This window comes from Microbacterium sp. NPDC055442 (genome assembly GCF_053644215.1).
The window spans coordinates 387,580-405,739 of sequence record NZ_JBSHLF010000003.1 but is presented as its reverse complement, the minus strand read 5'-3'; the positions used below and the strand labels follow the sequence as shown (position 1 = coordinate 405,739).

Annotated in this window: 19 protein-coding genes; 8 read left to right on the top strand and 11 right to left on the bottom strand. The window is 70.4% G+C overall.

Going from position 1 to position 18,160, the window contains the following annotated elements; translation table 11 throughout:
• Positions 1–29 precede the first annotated feature (29 nt).
• Together ACWIBS_RS09215 and ACWIBS_RS09210 are read right to left on the bottom strand one after the other, a co-directional pair.
• Positions 30–410 carry a DUF4870 domain-containing protein gene (locus ACWIBS_RS09215; RefSeq protein WP_376126889.1) on the bottom strand — a complete coding sequence of 127 codons (381 nt, stop codon included), beginning with the start codon at positions 408–410 and terminating at the stop codon, positions 30–32.
• Positions 411–420: 10 nt separating this feature from the next.
• Positions 421–1,740: an alpha-hydroxy-acid oxidizing protein gene (locus ACWIBS_RS09210; protein WP_376126891.1), complete on the bottom strand. Its 1,320-nt coding sequence runs from the start codon at positions 1,738–1,740 to the stop codon at positions 421–423.
• Positions 1,741–1,773: 33 nt separating this feature from the next.
• On the opposite strand from ACWIBS_RS09210, the gene ACWIBS_RS09205 reads away from it, so the two are divergent.
• Complete coding sequence (locus ACWIBS_RS09205; RefSeq protein ID WP_376126893.1) at positions 1,774–2,097, top strand: cupin domain-containing protein; 324 nt, start codon at positions 1,774–1,776, stop codon at positions 2,095–2,097.
• On the opposite strand, the gene ACWIBS_RS09200 is transcribed toward ACWIBS_RS09205, so the two are convergent.
• From ACWIBS_RS09200 to ACWIBS_RS09190, 3 genes are all read right to left on the bottom strand, one after another.
• Positions 2,075–2,908, bottom strand: coding sequence for a hypothetical protein (locus ACWIBS_RS09200; RefSeq protein ID WP_376126895.1), 834 nt, complete (start codon positions 2,906–2,908; stop codon positions 2,075–2,077). The genes ACWIBS_RS09205 and ACWIBS_RS09200 overlap by 23 nt on opposite strands.
• Before the next feature lie 31 nt (positions 2,909–2,939).
• Positions 2,940–3,101: a hypothetical protein gene (locus ACWIBS_RS09195; protein WP_376126897.1), complete on the bottom strand. Its 162-nt coding sequence runs from the start codon at positions 3,099–3,101 to the stop codon at positions 2,940–2,942.
• Between the two features lie 115 nt (positions 3,102–3,216).
• Positions 3,217–3,618, bottom strand: coding sequence for a hypothetical protein (locus tag ACWIBS_RS09190; protein WP_376126899.1), 402 nt, complete (start codon positions 3,616–3,618; stop codon positions 3,217–3,219).
• A 107-nt stretch (positions 3,619–3,725) separates the two neighbouring features.
• Here ACWIBS_RS09190 and ACWIBS_RS09185 point away from each other — a divergent pair, with 107 nt between their 5' ends.
• Positions 3,726–3,935 (top strand): hypothetical protein, encoded by a 210-nt coding sequence (locus ACWIBS_RS09185; protein ID WP_376126901.1) that lies wholly within the window; start codon positions 3,726–3,728, stop codon positions 3,933–3,935.
• Here the strand turns inward: ACWIBS_RS09185 and ACWIBS_RS09180 are convergent.
• Positions 3,896–4,609: a GNAT family N-acetyltransferase gene (locus ACWIBS_RS09180; RefSeq protein WP_376126903.1), complete on the bottom strand. Its 714-nt coding sequence runs from the start codon at positions 4,607–4,609 to the stop codon at positions 3,896–3,898. The two genes, ACWIBS_RS09185 and ACWIBS_RS09180, sit on opposite strands and share 40 nt — an antisense overlap.
• Positions 4,610–4,707: 98 nt before the next feature.
• Here ACWIBS_RS09180 and ACWIBS_RS09175 point away from each other — a divergent pair, with 98 nt between their 5' ends.
• The gene (locus ACWIBS_RS09175; protein WP_376127057.1) at positions 4,708–6,105 is read left to right on the top strand and encodes an MFS transporter; all 1,398 of its coding nucleotides are present in this window, start codon (positions 4,708–4,710) and stop codon (positions 6,103–6,105) included.
• Between the two features lie 44 nt (positions 6,106–6,149).
• Positions 6,150–7,739, top strand: coding sequence for a peptide MFS transporter (locus ACWIBS_RS09170; protein WP_376126905.1), 1,590 nt, complete (start codon positions 6,150–6,152; stop codon positions 7,737–7,739).
• Between the two features lie 147 nt (positions 7,740–7,886).
• Here ACWIBS_RS09170 and ACWIBS_RS09165 read toward each other — a convergent pair whose 3' ends face one another.
• Together ACWIBS_RS09165 and ACWIBS_RS09160 are read right to left on the bottom strand one after the other, a co-directional pair.
• Positions 7,887–8,816, bottom strand: a complete 930-nt coding sequence (locus tag ACWIBS_RS09165; protein WP_376126907.1) for an Ltp family lipoprotein — start codon at positions 8,814–8,816, stop codon at positions 7,887–7,889.
• A gap of 276 nt (positions 8,817–9,092) precedes the next feature.
• Complete coding sequence (locus tag ACWIBS_RS09160) at positions 9,093–10,394, bottom strand: DUF222 domain-containing protein (RefSeq protein ID WP_454136842.1); 1,302 nt, start codon at positions 10,392–10,394, stop codon at positions 9,093–9,095.
• Between the two features lie 268 nt (positions 10,395–10,662).
• Between ACWIBS_RS09160 and purU the strand changes: the two genes are divergently transcribed.
• A complete protein-coding gene (gene purU / locus ACWIBS_RS09155; RefSeq protein WP_376126910.1) occupies positions 10,663–11,544 on the top strand; it encodes a formyltetrahydrofolate deformylase in 882 nt (293 codons plus the stop codon).
• Positions 11,545–11,565: 21 nt separating this feature from the next.
• On the opposite strand, the gene ACWIBS_RS09150 is transcribed toward purU, so the two are convergent.
• Complete coding sequence (locus ACWIBS_RS09150) at positions 11,566–13,548, bottom strand: M13 family metallopeptidase (RefSeq protein WP_376126912.1); 1,983 nt, start codon at positions 13,546–13,548, stop codon at positions 11,566–11,568.
• 65 nt (positions 13,549–13,613) lie between these two features.
• On the opposite strand from ACWIBS_RS09150, the gene ACWIBS_RS09145 reads away from it, so the two are divergent.
• A complete protein-coding gene (locus ACWIBS_RS09145) occupies positions 13,614–14,936 on the top strand; it encodes an MATE family efflux transporter (protein WP_376126914.1) in 1,323 nt (440 codons plus the stop codon).
• 6 nt (positions 14,937–14,942) lie between these two features.
• Here ACWIBS_RS09145 and ACWIBS_RS09140 read toward each other — a convergent pair whose 3' ends face one another.
• The gene (locus ACWIBS_RS09140; protein WP_376126916.1) at positions 14,943–15,569 is read right to left on the bottom strand and encodes a TrmH family RNA methyltransferase; all 627 of its coding nucleotides are present in this window, start codon (positions 15,567–15,569) and stop codon (positions 14,943–14,945) included.
• A gap of 52 nt (positions 15,570–15,621) precedes the next feature.
• Here ACWIBS_RS09140 and ACWIBS_RS09135 point away from each other — a divergent pair, with 52 nt between their 5' ends.
• The gene (locus tag ACWIBS_RS09135; RefSeq protein WP_376126918.1) at positions 15,622–16,257 is read left to right on the top strand and encodes a metal-dependent transcriptional regulator; all 636 of its coding nucleotides are present in this window, start codon (positions 15,622–15,624) and stop codon (positions 16,255–16,257) included.
• Positions 16,258–16,263: 6 nt separating this feature from the next.
• On the opposite strand, the gene ACWIBS_RS09130 is transcribed toward ACWIBS_RS09135, so the two are convergent.
• Complete coding sequence (locus tag ACWIBS_RS09130) at positions 16,264–17,208, bottom strand: SDR family NAD(P)-dependent oxidoreductase (RefSeq protein ID WP_376126920.1); 945 nt, start codon at positions 17,206–17,208, stop codon at positions 16,264–16,266.
• Between the two features lie 81 nt (positions 17,209–17,289).
• Between ACWIBS_RS09130 and ACWIBS_RS09125 the strand changes: the two genes are divergently transcribed.
• Positions 17,290–18,099 carry an HAD-IIA family hydrolase gene (locus tag ACWIBS_RS09125; protein WP_376126922.1) on the top strand — a complete coding sequence of 270 codons (810 nt, stop codon included), beginning with the start codon at positions 17,290–17,292 and terminating at the stop codon, positions 18,097–18,099.
• The last annotated feature ends 61 nt before the right edge of the window (positions 18,100–18,160 follow it).

Below are 18,160 nucleotides of genomic sequence, written 5' to 3'. Positions count from 1 at the left end.
TCGAGTCTAGCCGCGCAGCGGCAGGCCTCTCAGCTGACGAAGCGGATCGCGATCGGGTACTGGTACCACTCCCCGCGGCCCGCCTTCACGGCCGCGATGATCGCGAACACGATGTTCACGATGGCCGCGGCGATGAGGATGAAGATCCCGATGATGACGAGGGTGAGGACGGCGCCGGCGATGTAGGCGATGAGCAGCGTGAGCTGGAAGTTGAGCGCCGTCGCGGTCTGCGAGCGCACGAAGGGTCCGCGGTCCTTCAGCACGAGGTAGCCGATGAGCGGCACGAGGATGCTCACGAGCGCGCCGCCGAGGTGCACGAGCACGGCCCACATCTTCTCGTCGGAAGGGTTCATCGGCTGCGGTCCGGCACCGTATGCGGGCGGGGGCGGGGGCTGCGGAGGAAGCGTCACGGGTCCGAGCCTAGCGTCCGGCGGGTCGCAGCGATCCGGGGCCCAGCGCGCCGATCGAGGTGTGGCCTGCCAGGCCCAGGGTGATGTCCAGTTCGGCGATGACGTTGCGCACGACCTCGCGCACGCCCGCTTCGCCGGCCAGCCCCAGTCCGTACGCGTAGGGGCGACCGAGAGCGACGGCGGTCGCCCCGAGGGCGAGCGCGATCACGACGTCGGCCCCCTGCCGCACGCCCGAGTCGAACACGATCGGCACGCGGCCGGCGACGCGCTCGGCGATGTCCGGCAGCACGGCGAGGGTCGGCACGGACTGGTCGATCTGCCGACCGCCGTGGTTCGAGACCCAGACGCCGTCGATGCCCGCGTCGATCGCGCGCTCGGCGTCGTCGGGATGCACGATGCCCTTCAGGATGATCGGCAGCGTCGTCCACTCCCGGGCCTTCGCGAGGTCGTCCCAGGTCAGCGCCGGCGTCGAGAACACCTCGAGGAAGGTCTCGACGGCGGCACGCGGAAGCGGCGAGCGCAGGTTCTCGCGCACCCCCGTCCCCGTGAGCGCCCGCCCCTTCCGGGCGATCGTGAGGCCCGCGGCGACCGCCGTCGGTGTGAGCCTGACCGCCGGCGCGTCCGTCGCGGCGCTCCGCCGGGCACGATCGCGCACGAGCTGCTGGAAGACGGGGTCGCTCGTGTACTGCGCGATGCCCATGGCCCGCGTGAACGGCAGGTAGGCGAGGTCGAGGTCACGCGTGCGCCAGCCGAGCAGGTGGGTGTCCAGCGTCACGACGATCGCTTCGCATCCGGATGCCTCGGCGCGCCGCAGCAGCGACGCGTTGAGTTCGTCCGAGGCCGACCAGTACAGCTGGAACAGCCGGGCGCTCCGGGGTGCGGCATCCCGGATCTGCTCCATCGGGAACGAAGCCTGGTTCGAGACCGTGTACGGCACGTCGATGGATGCCGCCGCCCGCGCGACCGCGAGGTCGGCCTCGTCGTGGGCCAGCTCCATGACGCCCAAGGGTGCGAGCAGGAGCGGTGTCGCGCGGCGGCGGCCGAGGAAGTCGATCGACAGGTCGCGCTCGGACACGTCGCGCAACGGCCGGGGCCAGACCTGCCACCGCTCGAACGCCGCGCGGTTGGCGGACATCGTGCGCTCGGCCCCCGCCGCGCCGGCGATGTAGGCGAAGGCCTCGGGACTCAGCGCCTTGCGCGCGCGACGCTCGAGTTCAGCGGCGTCGACGGGCACGAGCGGGCGGGTTCCGCTGATCCCCGCGCGGTAGATGTCGGACTGGGCCCGGCGGCCCGCGCCGGACGACGAGGGAGCGGCGATGCTCTCGGACATGCGGTCAGCCTAACGAGCGGTCACAATGGCGGCATGGACATGACTGCGATCGACGACCTCGGCGCCCTCGTCACGGTCGAACCCGGAACCCGCGTCTCGCACGCCGCGCTGGCCGCCGACGGTGTGCGCGTCGTCGTCTTCGCGTTCGACGCGGGCACGGAGATGACCGAGCACACCGCCCCCGGGCCCATCCTGCTGCAGGTGCAGAGCGGGCACCTGCGGATCACGACGCGGGACGAGACGGTCGATCTGCGGCCGGGCGGTCTCGTGCACATCGCGGCGCGCGTGCCGCACGCCGTCGTCGCGGTCGAGCCGTCGGTCATGCAACTGACGCTCATCCGCCGCACCACCGGCTGACCCACGTCAGAAGGCGCGCGCGCAGGTCGGCCGGCGCCGCGAGCTCGACCTCGCCCGGCTCGCCGTCGAGCTGCACCTCGAGCGTGAAGACCGTGCCGCGCTTGTCCTCCTGCACCGCGTGCGGGTCGCAGCGCGACGGCACGAGCGGCAGCGGAACGAGGACCGGGCCGGTGCCGACGAGGACGTCGAGGGGCAGGGTGTCGCTGGATGCGCGCGTGCCGTCGAACCGCAGCAGGTTCGTCGGCTGGATGCCGACGATGACCGCACGGGCGCGGCCGGTCGGCACGATCTCGAGGCCGAGCACGGCGGGAGCCGGGTGCGCCGAAGGCTGGAACGACGCGAACGAGACGTCGGCCGAGTCCGCGAGGCGCTCGGCACGGCACTCGCGCTCGTGCAGGGGCGTGATGACGTCGAGCGGATCGGCGGCGGGCGTCTCGACCAGGGGCCCGGATGCCGCGAGCTCGAGCCGCACGCGCGGTTCCCCGTCGGACGACGCGCAGTCCACGGCGGGCAGCGCGACGCGGATGTCGACCGTCGCTCCGGGCCGGACCGATGTGATGCGCTCCGGATCGGTGCGCTCGGCGGGCGCCGCGAAGCGGGCGTCGACGACCTCGACGGCGCCGATCTCGACCGTCGCGCCGGTGTCGTTGCGCACCCGCACCTGTGCGTGGCGGTCGGCGACGTCGGAGCGCGACTGCACGACCGTGATCTCGAGCCCCTCGACGGACGGCGGCTCCGGCTCGTTCGGCGCGCACCCGGCGAGCAGCACGGCGCAGGCCGTGACGGCCAGCATCCCGCGCGCGGTGCGCATGCGATCAGGGTAGACCCGGGACGGCCGGGATTCAGGTCGTCATGTGGCGGATGACCTCGATGTCGGTCACGGGGCGGTAGGTCGACCGGGCCGCGTGCGGGCGCAGGGCGCGCGGCAGCCGCGGCGTCTTCGTCCGGTCGGTCGACCGGTTGCTCGTGAATGCCTGCACGAGCTGTTCGAATGCGTCTCGCACGGTGGACTCCCTCATCGCCTTCTTCCCTCGCTCGATCAAGAGACCGCGGGGGCCGCGTTCCATGACGCGGGTTTCAGAAAGAGAGAGCGCCGACATCGACGCCTGATACCTCGGGTCAGCGGGTCGGTGCGAACTCCGATGCCTCGCCGGGGCGTTTCGGGCGCAGCTCGGGCGGGGCGGGCCAGGGCAGCTCGATGCGGGTGAAGGGCACGTCGATCGCCCCGAAGTCGTCGGTGTGCACGACGACGCAGCCCGCCTCGCCGGCCGTCGTGGGTGGCATGACCTCGGCGATGCGCACGCGCACAGCCTCGGCGTCGGGCTTGTCGAGCATCCAGACGTCGGCGAGCCAGGCCAGGCCGCCGGCTTCGAGCCGCTCTTCGGCATCGAGCCACTCGACGGCGGCCGACACGTCGCGCCCCAGCAGATCGACGGCGACCCAGCTCTGACCTTCGGGGCGGATCCATCCGAGCAGCTCGCGGTCTTCGCGGCGGTGCGGCGTCCAGTCGGCGTTGATCACGTCCGCCAGGTTAGTCGCGGGGCTACCTCACGCGCCGCTCGCGGGCAACCCCGTCCGCGTGGACGCCGAGCGCCCGTAGCCTCGATGCAGCGGCGGAAGGAGCGGACATGGCAGCCGACGGGATTGGAATGACCGACGAAGAGAAGCGGCGCGATCAGCTGCTCTCGGCTCCCGATGCGGTCGAGGAAGACGCGGCTCCGCGGATCGATGTGACCCACCGCGAGGGCGTCACGAGGATCGATGTCCGCGACGACGCGCCCGTGCGGCCGGGCAATCCCTACGACGATCCTGAGGATGACGCGGACACCAGCAGGTAGCCGCGTTCGTCGAAGCCCGCGATGACGAGGCCGTCGGCGAGGTGTGCCACGAGCTCCTCGCGCACGCGCAGGCGCCAGGAGGCGGCATCCGTCGGTGAGGTGCGGCGGACGGCGGCGATGTCGGCCGGCACCTCGACCGTCGCGGCGACCCGGTCGTCGGGCGGGGTCGGCGCGGGCGGAGCGGCGAGCGCCCACGACACCATGATCCGGTCGGACTGGTCGCCGCGGTTGACGCCGTCGTCCATCGCGCCGTAGTGCTGCACGAGGTACTCGGTGGCGCGCGCACCGAGCACGCTGAGGTTGAAGCGGGCGTTCCGGGCGACGAGCGGGTCGAAGGTCCACGTGATGTGCCCGACCCCGCGGGCGAGTGCCCACTGGCGCTGATGCTGCTTGAGCAGGCGCTCGAGTCCCCTGCCCTGCAGCTCGGGCAGCACCCCGGTGATGTGGCTGTGCATGGAACGTTCGGCCGGGGCGGCGAAGAAGGCCGCGGATGCACCGACCATGCGCTCGTCCTGCCAGAGGCCCACGGCGTAGTTGCCCGAGTGGGCGAGTGCACGCAGCAGGCCGACGGGCATGCCGGAGGGGTCGCCTTCCCAGACGTCCGAGAGCACGTGGCTCGCGGCGACGACGTCGGCGACGGTGTCGAGCGGACGGATGTCGACGCGCGGTGTCATCGGTCCAGTGTGGCACCGGTGCGCCCCGGGTCGCACGGGGGCCGATAGCCTGACGAGTGATGAATCGGGATGAGAACGCGCGCAGAAGACTCACCCGGATGCCGTCGCAGGGCGCGATCATCGCCGTGCTGGCCGTCGCCGGTCTCGCCTCGTCGTTCATGTTCACGCTCGTCGTGCCGATCCAGTCCAAGCTGCCCGAACTGCTCGACGCGAGTCGCGAGGACACCGCGTGGGTCGTCACCTCGACGCTGCTCGCCGCCGCCGTCATCACCCCCATCGCCGGCCGGCTCGGCGACATGTACGGCAAGCGGCGGATCCTGCTCGCACTCGTCGCGCTGATGGTCGCCGGCTCGGTCATCGCGGCACTGTCGACCGACATCGTCGGAATCGTCGTCGGCCGCGCACTGCAGGGCGCGATGACGGGCGTCATCCCCCTCGGCATCTCGATTCTGCGCGACGTGCTGCGCGCCGACCGCGTCGGTGCGGCGGTCGCGCTCATCAGCGCGACGCTCGGCGTCGGCGGCGCGGTCGGGCTGCCGATCAGCGCCCTGGTCACCGAGTACGCCGATTGGCACCTGCTGTTCTGGGTCGCCGCGGCGCTCGGCGTCATCGTCTTCGTGCTCGTGCTGTGGATCGTGCCGGTCAGCGTGCTGCGCACGGCGGGACGCTTCGACTACGTCGGCGCGGCAGGCCTCGCGGTCGGTCTCGTCGGCATCCTGCTGGCGGTCTCGCGCGGCAACGAGTGGGGCTGGGTGTCGCCCGCGACTCTCGCGTGCGGAATCGGCGGCGTCGTCGTGCTCCTCGTGTGGGGCTGGTACGAGCTGCGGATCGACGACCCTCTGCTCGACCTGCGCATCGCGGGCCGCCCGGCCGTGCTGCTGACGAACCTCGCATCGGTCGCGCTCGGGTTCGCGCTGTTCTCGTCGAACGTGAGCTACCCGCAGATGCTCGAGCTGCCGCAGGCGGCGGGAGGTTTCGGCCTGTCGTTGCTGGCGGCGAGCCTCATCATCATGCCGTCGGGCCTGGTCATGATGGTGCTCTCGCCCGTCTCGGGGCGGCTGGCCGGCACGATCGGGCCGAAGCCGCTGCTGGTCATCGGTGCGGCGGCGCTCATCGCGGCATACGGGTTCACGCTGCTCTTCTCGTCCGAGGTGTGGCATCTGCTCATCGCCAACCTGCTCATCGGCGTCGGCATCGGCTTCGGCTACGCCGCCATGCCGATGCTCATCATGCGCTCCGTCCCGCAGAGCGAGACGGGCGCCTCGAACGGCCTCAACGCGCTGTTCCGTTCGTTCGGCACGAGCGTCGCGGCGGCCGTCGTCGGAGCCGTGCTCGCGACGTATTCGCAGCCGTTCGAGGGTGTGCCCACGCCGACGCCCGAGGGGTTCCAGGTCTCGTTCCTGCTCGGCGGCGCCGCCGCCGTCGTCGCTCTGGGCATCGCCGTGTTCATCCCGGCGCGTCCGGACTCGCACGAGCGGCATCCGTCACTTCGCTGATTCGCTTCGCTGTACGCGCGGCTTCCGGGCGATAGCCTGGCGAAATGAGCGCGAACGACGGCACCGAGCCGGAGCAGATTCCCGTCGGGCCACCTGAAGGAGCAACGGCCGCGGGGGATGCCGCGGGCACGACGCGTGCGGGAGCGAAGGCCGCCGCCGCGAGCGGCACCGACGACGCCGCCACGACCGGCACGGGTGATTCCGACACCCGCTTCTTCGGCCAGCCGTGGGCGCTCGCGCACGTCTTCGGCGTCGAGATGTGGGAGCGGTTCAGCTTCTACGGCATGCAGGGGATCCTGCTCATCTACATGTACTTCTCGGTCACCGAGGGGGGCCTCGGAATCGACCGGGGCGTCGCGGCGGGCATCGTCGGCGCATACGGCGGCACCGTCTATCTATCCACGATCCTCGGCGCCTGGGTCGCCGACCGCCTGCTCGGATCGGAGCGCGTGCTGTTCTACAGCGCGATGGTGATCATGGCGGGACACATCGCCCTGGCGATCCTGCCGAACGTGTGGGGGCTCGGGGTCGGTATGGTCCTCGTCGCGCTGGGGTCCGGCGGCCTGAAGGCGAATGCGACCTCGGTCGTGGGCACGCTGTACGCCCCCGACGATGTGCGGCGGGATGCCGGTTTCTCGCTGTTCTATCTCGGCATCAACCTCGGGGCGTTCGCCGGTCCGCTGCTGACGGGTCTGCTGCAGTCCACGCTGGGGTTCCACTGGGGCTTCGGGCTCGCCGCCGTCGGCATGGCGGCGGGACTCATCCAGTACTCGTTCGGGCGCAAGCAGCTTCCCGAAGAGGCGCGCGCGGTGCCCAATCCGCTCCCCCGCAACCGCCGCGGTCTCGTGGTCGGCATCGCCCTCGGCGCCGTCGCGATTCTCGTCGTGCTCGTGCTCGTCGGGGTCATACGTGCCGACAACCTCGCGATCATCGTCATCCTGGTGACGATCGCCGCAGCCATCGCCTACTTCTGGGTCATCGCGGGCTCGCGTGTCGTGACGAAGATCGAGCGCTCCCGCGTCATCGGATTCATCCCGCTGTTCATCGTCAACGTGGGGTTCTGGTCTCTGTACCAGCAGCAGTTCACGGTGCTGACGATCTACTCCGACGAGCGGCTCAACCGCGACATCTTCGGCTGGGAGATGCCGATCCCGTGGATCAACTCGATTCCGGCGATCTTCGTCATCATCCTGTCCGGCGTGTTCGCCGCCGTCTGGACCAAGCTCGGGCGACGCCAGCCGACGACTCCCGTCAAGTTCGCCCTCGGCGCCATCATCATGGGTGCCGCGTTCCTGCTGTTCCTGCCGTTCGCGAACGGGCCCGCGAACTCGACGCCGCTGCTCGCGATCGTCGGCATCCTGCTCGTCTTCACGATCGCCGAGCTGTTCATCTCGCCTCCCGGCCTGTCGGCGTCGACGAAACTCGCGCCGCAGCGCTTCCACACCCAGATGGTCGCCCTGTACTTCCTCTCGATCGCGCTCGGCACCTCGATCGCCGGCTGGCTCGCGGGCTTCTACGACCCGCACGACGAGGTGCCCTACTTCTCGATCCTCGGTGCCATCGCGATCGTGCTCGGCATCGCCCTGTGGGCGGCGCTCAAGCCCGTGCTCGCGCTCATGAAGGGTGTGCGGTAGCGGCATCCCCGGCCTCGACGAGCGCGGGGATGTTGCGCGCACGAGGGGAGCGATACGGTCACGGGCAGCTGAGACGCCAGGTGGACGGGGTGTGGGACGACTTCTGGTCGGGCGGTCGCCATCGCGACGACGACCGCCCGAGCGCTGTCAGTAGCCGACCGCGGTGAGACCGTGTTGGATCTCGGCGTCGGTGAACCCTTCATACGCGAGTTGGTCATACAGGCCCTCCCGCGAGAACGCCATCATGTCGAGGTAGCTCTTGGCCTTCTCGGCCGCCTCTGCCAGCCAGTCGGCGCCCGCGTTGTCGGCGCCGAACGTGGCGTCTTCGGCCGAGTAGCCCTCGAACTCCAGCTGCTCGATCAGCCCCGTCCGCGAGAATCCCATGAGCTTCAGGTAGCTCTGCGCTTTCGCGATCGCGTTCTGCTGCGCAAGCGTGTAGACGCGCTTGGGCGCCTCGCTGGTGACGCTCAGCTCGAGCCCATCGAGCGGATGCGACCCCGCCGTCGGCTGCTGCGTCACGACGACCCAGTCGTCGGCGGCGTCACCGGGAGCGAGCGTCAGCCCGACCGCGTCGAGCTTCGCGCGAGCCTCGGCGACCGTTGATCCCACCAATTGCGGCACCTCCACCATCTCAACGGGTTTTTCCGCGGCGACGGGCTCCTTCGTCTGCTCGACGGCAGCGGTCGGCTTCGGGGCCGCGGCGTCGCTCGATGCGCGCTGCCCGCTCACCCCGTTGACGACCATGCTGACGAGGACGATCGCGGCGATCGCGATCAGTGTCCACTGCCACCACTTGAGCTTCGGCAGACCGCGCTTGACCGCCACTGCCCCACCCGGCAGCGTCTCCGCGCCGGCGTCGGCCGCGGGAGTCCCGGGGGTCGCCGCACCGAACGGGGCGGTTCCCGCCGTGTGGGTGCTCCATTGCGCGCCGTCCCAGTAGCGCTGCGCGGCAGGATCCTGCGGGTCGGGATACCAGCCGGCGGGCGGTGTGAGGGGAGGGACCACCGCGGCGGGCTCGGTGGGCTCGAGGTGAGTGGCGCGGCGCTCGTGCGCGCCGTCGATCGAGTTGTCGGACATGACGGAACCTTCTGGTCGTTCGAGGCACGCACCCCCAGGTGTGTGCCACCGGCCGATGGCCAGTGGTACAGGACACACCACACCTCCGACATTGGCGGCGATCAGGCGCTTCGGACGACCAGACCCGCCAGGCAGGTGAGCGAGATCGCGTGACCCGTCATCATGTATCGCCCGCGTCTTTGCACGTGATGCCCGCACTGCGGGACACCTTCGGTTGCTCGGAGGTGACTGCCGAGCGGCAGCGGGTCATGCCGCGTCGGCCAGTCAGCGTCGTCGTTAGAAGGGTGGGGGTTCGGTGGAGGTGAATCCGGTGGGTGTGGTGACTTCGACGGTGCCGTTGTCGCGGGTGCGGTAGGCGAGCTTGGTGCGATGTCGGTGGGTGTGATCGGGCGGGCAGAGGGGGCGGAGTTGGCGGATGTTGGTGGGTCCGCCGTGTGCCCAGGGGGTGGTGTGGTCGATGTCGGCGTCGAGGGCGAGGCGGGTGCAGCCGTCGCGGGCGCAGGTGCCGTGTTGGAGGGTGAGCCAGTCGCGTTGGGCGGTGGTGGGTCGGTAGGTGCGGCGGTCCATGTCGAGGATGACGCCGGAGATCGGGTCGGTGATGATCCGGTGGAAGGCGTTGGTGTCGAGGAAGATCTGTTTCGCCGCGAGGGGTGCCAGGGGCCCGTGTCCGACGATGGTGGCGCTCTCACCGAGGCCCGCGCGGACATCCGCGCCGGCTCCCGTGCTGGCACCGGCCTGGTCGACGCCGCCGGCGCTGCCGCGGCCGGGCTTGCTGCTGCTGGCGAGGAGGGTGGCGGGGATGGTGACGAACACTTTGGTTTTCACGGCGGTGGGGGTGCCGATGCCGCGGGCCCAGGCGGAGAGCAGGTCGGCGCGGATCTGGTCGCGGGATCGGGTTTCGTGGGGGTGTGTGGCCAGGTGCTTCGCGGTCGCTGTCAGGCGGCGTTTGATCGCGACCGCATCGATCGACGGCACCAGGGCTGACACCCATGCCATGCCGTCGCCGACGTGTTCGACCAGGACCTTGCGATCCCGCAGCGCCGCGGTGTGCCGGGCGTCAGCGGTGCGGGCATCGAGGGTGTCCAGCAGGCGGGCCAGGCGGGACCGGAACCCGGCCGGTGTGACCGTGACCGCCCACTCCTCGGCCCGGGAGTCCAGTTCGCGCAGCGCCGCAGCGGAGACGGCCCGTTCGTCATCGCAGGCCCCGAACGGGGGGAGCAGTCGGGCGGCGCCGGTGACGGCGGACTCCACGAGCGAGAGCGAGAGGAAGCCCTCTTCGGCACGCTGCCACAGCATCGGCAACCGGGCACGCGCGTCACGGACCAGCCGTGCCACATCCTGCACCGCCCGCTCGGACAACTGCAACCGCAACGCGATATCGACGATCACCGCACGCTCGGCCAGATTCGACCCCGCCCGACCCTCGACCGACGTATACACGTACGGGTGCCGCACCGCGGTATCGATCGCCTCGACGATACGACCCGCACGAAGAGCCAGACGACGATTCGCGTCCATATGGTCGGCCAGCGCAGCATCCAGAAGATGACCCAAGATCTCTTCGGCGGGCAGGCGCACCGGTGTCACTTCTTCGGGATACCGGTCCTCCGCCATACCCTCAAGCATAGTACAAAGATACGACACAAGGAAGACGGTACTCAGAATAGATGTTCGACCTAACGCGACCGGCTGCACATGCCGGCGTCGCGGATGCGCGCTCGAGACGGCACCGGCCGGCTCCAGCAGATCGAGGTGGCCGCGGATCCCCTCGCTTCGGCGAGCGCCTGAACACCGCCGGCACGTGCCCGTGGCCGCGGCATCCGTCAACTCACGGCAGAATCGAGGGATGTCCGCGCCGTCCTCACCGCAGCTCCTTCCCGAACACGCCTGCCTCATCGTGCACGGCAGCGACCAGCCGGGGATCGTCGCCGCCGTCTCGGCGCTCATCACGCGCAACCGCGGCAACATCGTCGCCTTCGACCAGTACTCCGATGACCCGACGGGGGGCGCGTACTTCCAGCGCGTCGTGTTCCACCGGCCAGGACTCGACGCCGCCCTGCCCGAAATCAAGGCCGACCTCGCGACAACGCTCGGCGGGTTCGACCTGGAGTGGTCGCTCACCGACCAGTCCGTGCCCAAGCGCATGGCGATCCTCGCCTCGAAGCAGGACCACTGCCTGCTCGACCTGCTGTGGCGGCACCGCCGCGGCGACCTGCCCGTCTCGATCCCGATGGTCATCTCGAACCACACCACCGCGGCCGATGACGTGCGCTCGTTCGGCGTGCCGTTCTTCCACGTGCCCTCGACCCCCGGTCCGGACAAGAGCGCGTCCGAAGCCGAGATCCTCAAGCTCCTCGTCGGCAACGTCGACTTCATCGTGCTCGCGCGCTACATGCAGATCCTCTCGAGCGACTTCCTCGCGCAGGTCGGCGTGCCCGTCATCAACATCCACCACTCCTTCCTGCCCGCCTTCATCGGCGCTGAGCCGTACAAGAAGGCCAAGGAGCGCGGCGTCAAGCTCATCGGCGCGACGAGCCACTACGTCACCGACGACCTCGACGAGGGGCCGATCATCGACCAGGACACCGTGCGGGTGACCCACGCCGACGGCGTCGCCGAACTCGCGCGCCGCGGCGCCGACGTCGAGCGTCAGGTGCTGTCACGTGCCGTGCTGTGGCACGCGCAGGACCGCGTCATCCGCCACGGGAACCACACGATCGTCTTCTGACGGCTCCGCCGCCCGGTCAGGTCACCAGATCGTGACGCGCTCGTCCTCGTCGAGCCACAGCGCATCCGCTGCGGTCACACCGAAGGCGTCGTAGAACGCGTCGACGTTGCGCACGATCTGATTGCACCGGAACTCGTTCGGTGAGTGCGGGTCGATCGTGAGCAGCCGGATCGTCTCGGCATCCCGGCCCTTCTGCTGCCAGATCTGCGCCCATGACAGCAGCACGCGCTGGACGCCCGTGAGACCGTCGATCTCGGGCGCCTCGACGGGCTCACCGGCCGAATCCGTGCCGAGCGACAGCGCATACGCCTTGAGGGCGATGCCCAGCCCGCCGAGGTCGCCGATGTTCTCGCCGATCGTGAGGGCGCCGTTGACCTTGTAGTCCCCCGAGATGCCCGCGGGCGTGAGCTCGTCGTACTGCGCGATGAGCGACGCCGTGCGCTGCTCGAACGCGGCACGGTCCTGATCCGTCCACCAGTCGCGCAACGAGCCGTCGCCATCGAAGCGGCTGCCCTGGTCGTCGAAGCCGTGTCCGATCTCGTGCCCGATGACGGCTCCGATGCCGCCGTAGTTCGCGGCCGCGTCGCGCTCGGCGTCGAAGAACGGATACTGCAGGATGGCCGCCGGGAAGACGATCTCGTTCATGAGCGGGTTGTAGTACGCGTTGACGGTCTGCGGCGTCATGTACCACTCGTCGCGGTCGATCGGCTGGCCGACCTTGCCGAGCTGACGGTCGTGCTCGTGCACGTGTGCCCGGCGGACGTTCCCGACGAGATCGCCCGCGTCGATCTCGAGGGCGTCGTAGCCCTTCCACTTCACGGGATAGCCGATCTTGGGAGTGAAGGCGTCGAGCTTCGCCAGTGCCCGCTCGCGGGTCTCCGGGCTCATCCACTCCAGACCCGTGATCGACTGCCGGTAGGCCTCGACGAGATTCGCGACGAGATCGTCCATCGCCACCTTCGCGGCGGGCGGGAAGTGACGCTCGACATACACGCGCCCGATCGCCTCCCCCATCGCCGCTTCGGCGAGGCCGACACCGCGCTTCCACCGTTCGCGGTTGACGGGAACACCCGTCAACTGCGTGCCGTAGAACGAGAAGTTCTCATCGACGAACTCGTCGGACAGGAACGACGCCGCTCCGTGCACGACGGCGAACCGCAGCCAGGCCTTCCAATCCTCGAGCCGCTCTTCGGTGAGCAGACCCCCGAGACCTTCGAGGAAGCTCGGCTGATACACGTTGATCTCGCCGAACGCGTCTTCGTGCGCCGGCGCGACGCCCTCGCGCCACGGCGTCAGGTCGACGCCGATGAGCGCCTGCACGTCGCCCCACGTCTTGAGGTTGTAGGTCGCGACGGCGTCGCGGCTCTTGACGTTGTCCCAGTGGTGCGTCGCGAGCTCGGTCTCGAGCGCGACGATGCGATCCGCGGATGCCTCGGGGTCGGCGACCCCCGCGAGCTCGAGGATGCGGTGCACGTGGGCGCGGAACGCGGTGCGCGTCTCAGCGAAGCTGTCGAGTCGGTAGTAGCTCTCGTCGGGCAGCGACAGTCCGCCCTGCAGGAAGAACGGGATGTAGCGCTGCGGATCGCCCGGATCGGGCTCGATGTAGAGGTGGAACAGCCCCGCGACGCCGTCACGCTCGAGCTCGCCGACGACACGGAGCAGCGCGGGGATCGAGTCGATGCGGTCGACCTCGGCGAGCTGGTCGCGAAGCGGCTCCGCACCGAGCGCGGCGATGCGGTCGACGTCCATGAAGCTCGTGTAGAGGTCGCCGATCTTGCGAGCCTCGGTGCCCTCGGCGGCATCCTGCGACTCTTCGACGATCGCGTGGACGTCCTTCTCGGCCTGCTCGGCGATGAGGTGGAACGACCCCCAGCGCGCTTTGTCCTCGGGGATGTCGGTGCGGTCGATCCACGCGCCGTTGACGTGACGGAACAGGTCGTCCTGGGGGCGGATGTCCGCGCTGAGTTCGTCGAGCGCGATACCGGACGGGAGAGCTTCGGTCATGCGAACCAGGATAGGCGAGCGGTGCGCCGTCAGGCTCGGCCGGTGTTCGCTCATAGCATCGGAACATGCCCCCCACGAGTGCGCTGAACCGCGACATCCTGCGCCTCGCGGTCCCCGCCCTCGGCGCCCTCGTCGCCGAGCCCCTGTTCCTCATCGTCGATGCCGCCATGGTCGGACACCTGGGCATCGTGCCCCTCGCGGGACTGGGCATCGCCGCCGCCGTCCTGCAGACGATCGTGGGGCTCATGGTGTTCCTCGCCTACGCGACGACACCGGCCGTCGCGCGCCGCTTCGGCGCGGGCGACCCCGGCAAGGCCGTCTCGGTCGGTATCGACGGGATGTGGCTCGCGCTCGGTCTGGGCGCCGTGCTCGCCATCGCGGGGTGGTTCGCGACGCCCCTGCTCGTCTCGCTCTTCGGCGCGACCGCCGACGTCGCCGAGCAGGCGCAGATCTACCTCGGGCTGTCGATGTGGGGGCTGCCCGCCATGCTCATCGTGTTCGCCGCCACGGGGCTGCTGCGCGGGCTGCAGGACACCGTGACGCCGCTGTGGATCGCGGGCGTCGGCTTCGCGGCGAACGCCCTGCTGAACTGGCTCTTCATCTACGGCTTCGGGTGGGGCATCGCCGGGTCGGCCGCCGGCACCGTCGCAGCGCAGTGGGGAATGGTCGCCGCGTTCGCCGTCGTCGTGGGTCGCGTCGCGCGTCGGCACGCGGCATCCGTTCGTCCGCAGCGCGCCGGAGTGCGCGGCTCGGCCCGCTCGGGCGGGTGGCTGTTCCTGCGGACGGTGTCGCTGCGCGCCGCGCTGCTGGCGACCGTGGGGGTCGCGACGGGTCTCGGCACCGCCGAGCTCGCGGGATGGCAGGTCGCCTTCACGCTCTTCTCGACCACGGCGTTCGCGCTGGATGCCCTCGCGATCGCGGCTCAGGCCCTGATCGGCAAGGGGCTGGGCATGGGCGACGAACCGTATGTGCGGCGGGTGCTCGCGCGCACCCTCGCGTGGGGCGCATGGTTCGGCGTGCTGGTCGGGGCGGTCGTGGCGGCGCTGTCGGGCGTCATGGGGCTCATCTTCACCGGCGACCCCGCCGTCGCCGCCCTCGTCATGCCGGCGCTCCTCGTGCTCGCTGTCGCGCAGCCGGTCTGCGGCATCGTCTTCGTGCTCGACGGCGTGCTCATCGGAGCGGGCGATGCGAAGTACCTCGCGATCGCGGGCGTGCTGAACCTCGTGCCCTTCCTGCCCGCGCTCGTGCTGATCGCCGTGCTGCACCCGACCGGCGCGGCCGGGCTCGCCTGGCTCGCCGGCGCGTTCTTCGGCGTCTACATGCTCGCGCGGCTCGCGACCCTCGGCTGGCGCGTGCGCGGCCCCGCGTGGCTCACGGCCGGATCGTGATCGCGATCACGCCCAGCGGCGGCACCACTCGTACATGACGACGGCGGCCGCCGCGCTCGCGTTGATCGAGCGCGTCGAGCCGTACTGCGCGATCTCGACGACGCCGGATGCCGCGGCCACGGCCTCCGCCGACAGTCCCGGCCCCTCCTGGCCGAACAGCAGAACGCACCGCTCGGGCAGATCGGCGTCAGGCAGGGGCGCCGACCCCTCGACGTTGTCGATCGCGATGACGGGAATGCCCTCGCCGGCGGTCCATGCGGCGAACGCGGCGATGTCTTCGTGATGCCGGACGTGCTGGTACCGGTCGGTCACCATCGCGCCGCGGCGGTTCCAGCGGCGCTTGCCGACGATGTGCACCTCGGCGGCGAGGAACGCGTTCGCACTGCGCACGATCGAGCCGATGTTCATGTCGTGCTGCCAGTTCTCGATCGCGACGTGGAACGCGTGGCGCCGCGTGTCGAGGTCGGCGACGATGGCATCCATCGTCCAGTACCGGTACTCGTCGACCACGTTGCGCCGGTCGCCGTTCGCGAGCAGGTCGCGGTCGTAGCGGGGGTCGTCGGGCCACTCGCCCGGCCACGGCCCGACACCGTGGGACGGCTCGGGCTCGGCGGGGACGGTCGGCTCGGTCACCGGCCCAGGCTACCCGCGGCCGTCGGCGCACGCCGCCGGGTACTCTGAACCCGTGGCCTCTCCCGTCGTCGACGACTATCTCAAGACGATCTACAACCACACCGAGTGGCAGGACGCCCGCATCACGCCGTCGCAGCTGGCGGCCGAGCTGGGACTCGCGCCCTCGAGTGTGACCGAGATGGTGCAGAAGCTCGCGGCGCAGGGCCTCGTCACGCATCGGCCCTACGGCCCCATCGCCCTCACCGACGACGGCGCGCGGCGCGCCGCGGCGACCATCCGCCGGCACCGGCTCATCGAGACATGGCTCGTGCGGGAGTTCAGCTACGCGTGGGACGAAGTCCACGACGAGGCCGAGATCCTCGAGCACGCCGTGAGCGACCGCCTCCTCGAGCGCATCGACCAGCGTCTCGGCCGACCGCGGTTCGATCCGCACGGAGACGCGATCCCCGACGCCGAGGGTCGCGTCCAGAGGACGCCGTTCGTCCTGCTGTCCGATGCGGCACCGGGACATGCCGGGCACGTGCTGCGCGTGAGCGACCGCGACTCCGAGCTGCTGCGCGCCGTCGAGTCCGCCGGGGTCACGGTCGGCATGCCGGTCACGGTCGTCGACGCCGTGACGCTGCGCTTCGCGCACGGCGAGGTCGCGCTTCCTCCGGGCGCCGGCGATGCGGTCTGGCTGAGCGACTGATCCCGTTCAGCGCGCGCTCTGGGCGGCCCGCTCGAACGACCAGCGCACCCCCGTCGCGTCCTCGGCGACCGACCACAGCCGGGCGCCGAGCTCGGGATCGCGACCCAGGCGCGACGGCCGTGCACGCCGCGGCGTGCCGTGCAGCACGTACCGCGGACCCCAGAACGAGCCGCCCTCGACGCCCTCGCCGGCCAGTGCGTGCACGAGCGCCTGCGCGCCGGCCTCTTTCGACTGAGTGATCGGCGTCTGCAGATTGTCGACGAACCGCGTCGTCCGGGTCGGTTCGTTGACGCCGCCGATGCCCGGCGTGCGTCCGCTCGTCGAGTACCCGGGGTGGGCGACGACGCTCGAGACGGGCACACCCGCCTCGCGCAGCCGGCGATCGGCTTCGAGCCCGAGCGACGTGGTCGCGACTTTGGACTGCACGTACGCGCGCCACGCCGTGTACCCCTCGACGAGGTGCGGGTCGACGGGGTTGTAGGGCCACAGCGACGTCGACATGCTGCCGACCCACACCATGCGCCCCGCAGAAGCGGCGAGCGTCGACAGCAGCGCGCCACCGAGCGCGAAGTGACCGAGCACGTTCGTCGCCAGAACGCGTTCGTGGCCGTCGGCGGTCGTCTCGCGGCGGGTCGGAGGGTGCACGATGCCGGCGTTGAGCAGCACGCCGTCCAGCCGGCCGCGCCCCCGCACGCTCGCCGCCGCGGCGCGCACCGAACCGTAGTTGCTCGTGTCGAGGAGCATCGTCTCGACACGGTCGGGCGTGAGATCCGGGATGCGACGGCGCAGCGCCGTCCGCGCCGCGGCGAGCCGGTTCGGGCTCCGGCCTGTCATCAGGACACGGGCGCCCGCCCGCACGAGATGTTCGGACGAGAAATAGCCGAGGCCCGCGTTGGCCCCCGTGACGAGATACGTGCGGCCGGTCAGATCGGGAAGGCTCCAAGACGGCACGTGTCCGACCCTACGCCGCGTGCACGGCCGGCGGGGCCGGACGCGCGGTCGGCGGGCATTCACCCGGGATAGGCTCGGCGCATGCGGACCCGCGCCGACATCGAATGCTGGCTGACCGACATGGACGGCGTCCTCGTCCACGAGAACACGCCCATCCCGGGGGCCGCCGAGCTGCTCGAGCATTGGCGCGACACGGGCACGCCGTTCCTCGTGCTGACGAACAACTCGATCTTCACTCCCCGCGACCTCTCCGCCCGCCTGCGTGCGTCCGGCCTCGTCGTCCCCGAGGCCTCGATCTGGACGTCGGCGCTCGCGACGGCGGACTTCCTGCGCAGCCAGATGCCCGGCGGCACGGCGTTCGTCATCGGCGAGGCGGGCCTGACGACAGCGCTGCACGAGGTCGGATTCATCATGACCGAGACCGCCCCCGACTACGTCGTCGTCGGCGAGACCCGCCACTACTCGTTCGAGGCGATCACGAAGGCGATCAGGCTGATCGGCGCAGGGTCGCGATTCATCGCGACGAATCCGGATGCCACGGGCCCCTCGATCGACGGAGTCCTGCCGGCGACCGGAGCGATCTCCGCACTCATCACGAAGGCCACGGGCATGGAGCCCTACGTCGTCGGCAAACCGAACCCGATGATGTTCCGCTCGGCGCTGAACCAGATCGGCGCGCACTCCGAGACGACCGGCATGATCGGCGACCGGATGGACACCGACGTCGTCGCCGGCATCGAGGCGGGCCTGCACACCGTGCTCGTGCTGACCGGGATCAGCGACCCGCTCGCGATCCAGCGTTTCCCCTTCCGCCCCGATGAGGTGCTCGGCTCGGTGGCCGACCTGCTGCCGGTCGAACCCGTCGAATCCGAACTGCCCGAGAACCTGTGAGCGCCCCGTGATGAACGAGTTCGAGCAGACGCTGCTGTTCGCGACGACGGGCATCGTGCTG

Excerpts from the sequence above, each read along its gene's own strand:
- ACWIBS_RS09180 (WP_376126903.1), bottom strand. The coding sequence starts at position 4,609 with ATGACACCGCGCGTCGACATCCGTCCGCTCGACACCGTCGCCGACGTC.
- ACWIBS_RS09150 (WP_376126912.1), bottom strand. The coding sequence starts at position 13,548 with ATGACCGAAGCTCTCCCGTCCGGTATCGCGCTCGACGAACTCAGCGCG.
- ACWIBS_RS09205 (WP_376126893.1), top strand. The coding sequence starts at position 1,774 with ATGGACATGACTGCGATCGACGACCTCGGCGCCCTCGTCACGGTCGAA.
- ACWIBS_RS09175 (WP_376127057.1), top strand. The coding sequence starts at position 4,708 with ATGCCGTCGCAGGGCGCGATCATCGCCGTGCTGGCCGTCGCCGGTCTC.
- ACWIBS_RS09145 (WP_376126914.1), top strand. The coding sequence starts at position 13,614 with ATGCCCCCCACGAGTGCGCTGAACCGCGACATCCTGCGCCTCGCGGTC.
- purU (WP_376126910.1), top strand. The coding sequence starts at position 10,663 with ATGTCCGCGCCGTCCTCACCGCAGCTCCTTCCCGAACACGCCTGCCTC.
- ACWIBS_RS09210 (WP_376126891.1), bottom strand. The coding sequence starts at position 1,740 with ATGTCCGAGAGCATCGCCGCTCCCTCGTCGTCCGGCGCGGGCCGCCGG.
- ACWIBS_RS09200 (WP_376126895.1), bottom strand. The coding sequence starts at position 2,908 with ATGCGCACCGCGCGCGGGATGCTGGCCGTCACGGCCTGCGCCGTGCTG.
- ACWIBS_RS09170 (WP_376126905.1), top strand. The coding sequence starts at position 6,150 with ATGAGCGCGAACGACGGCACCGAGCCGGAGCAGATTCCCGTCGGGCCA.
- ACWIBS_RS09125 (WP_376126922.1), top strand. The coding sequence starts at position 17,290 with ATGCGGACCCGCGCCGACATCGAATGCTGGCTGACCGACATGGACGGC.
- ACWIBS_RS09165 (WP_376126907.1), bottom strand. The coding sequence starts at position 8,816 with ATGTCCGACAACTCGATCGACGGCGCGCACGAGCGCCGCGCCACTCAC.
- ACWIBS_RS09185 (WP_376126901.1), top strand. The coding sequence starts at position 3,726 with ATGGCAGCCGACGGGATTGGAATGACCGACGAAGAGAAGCGGCGCGAT.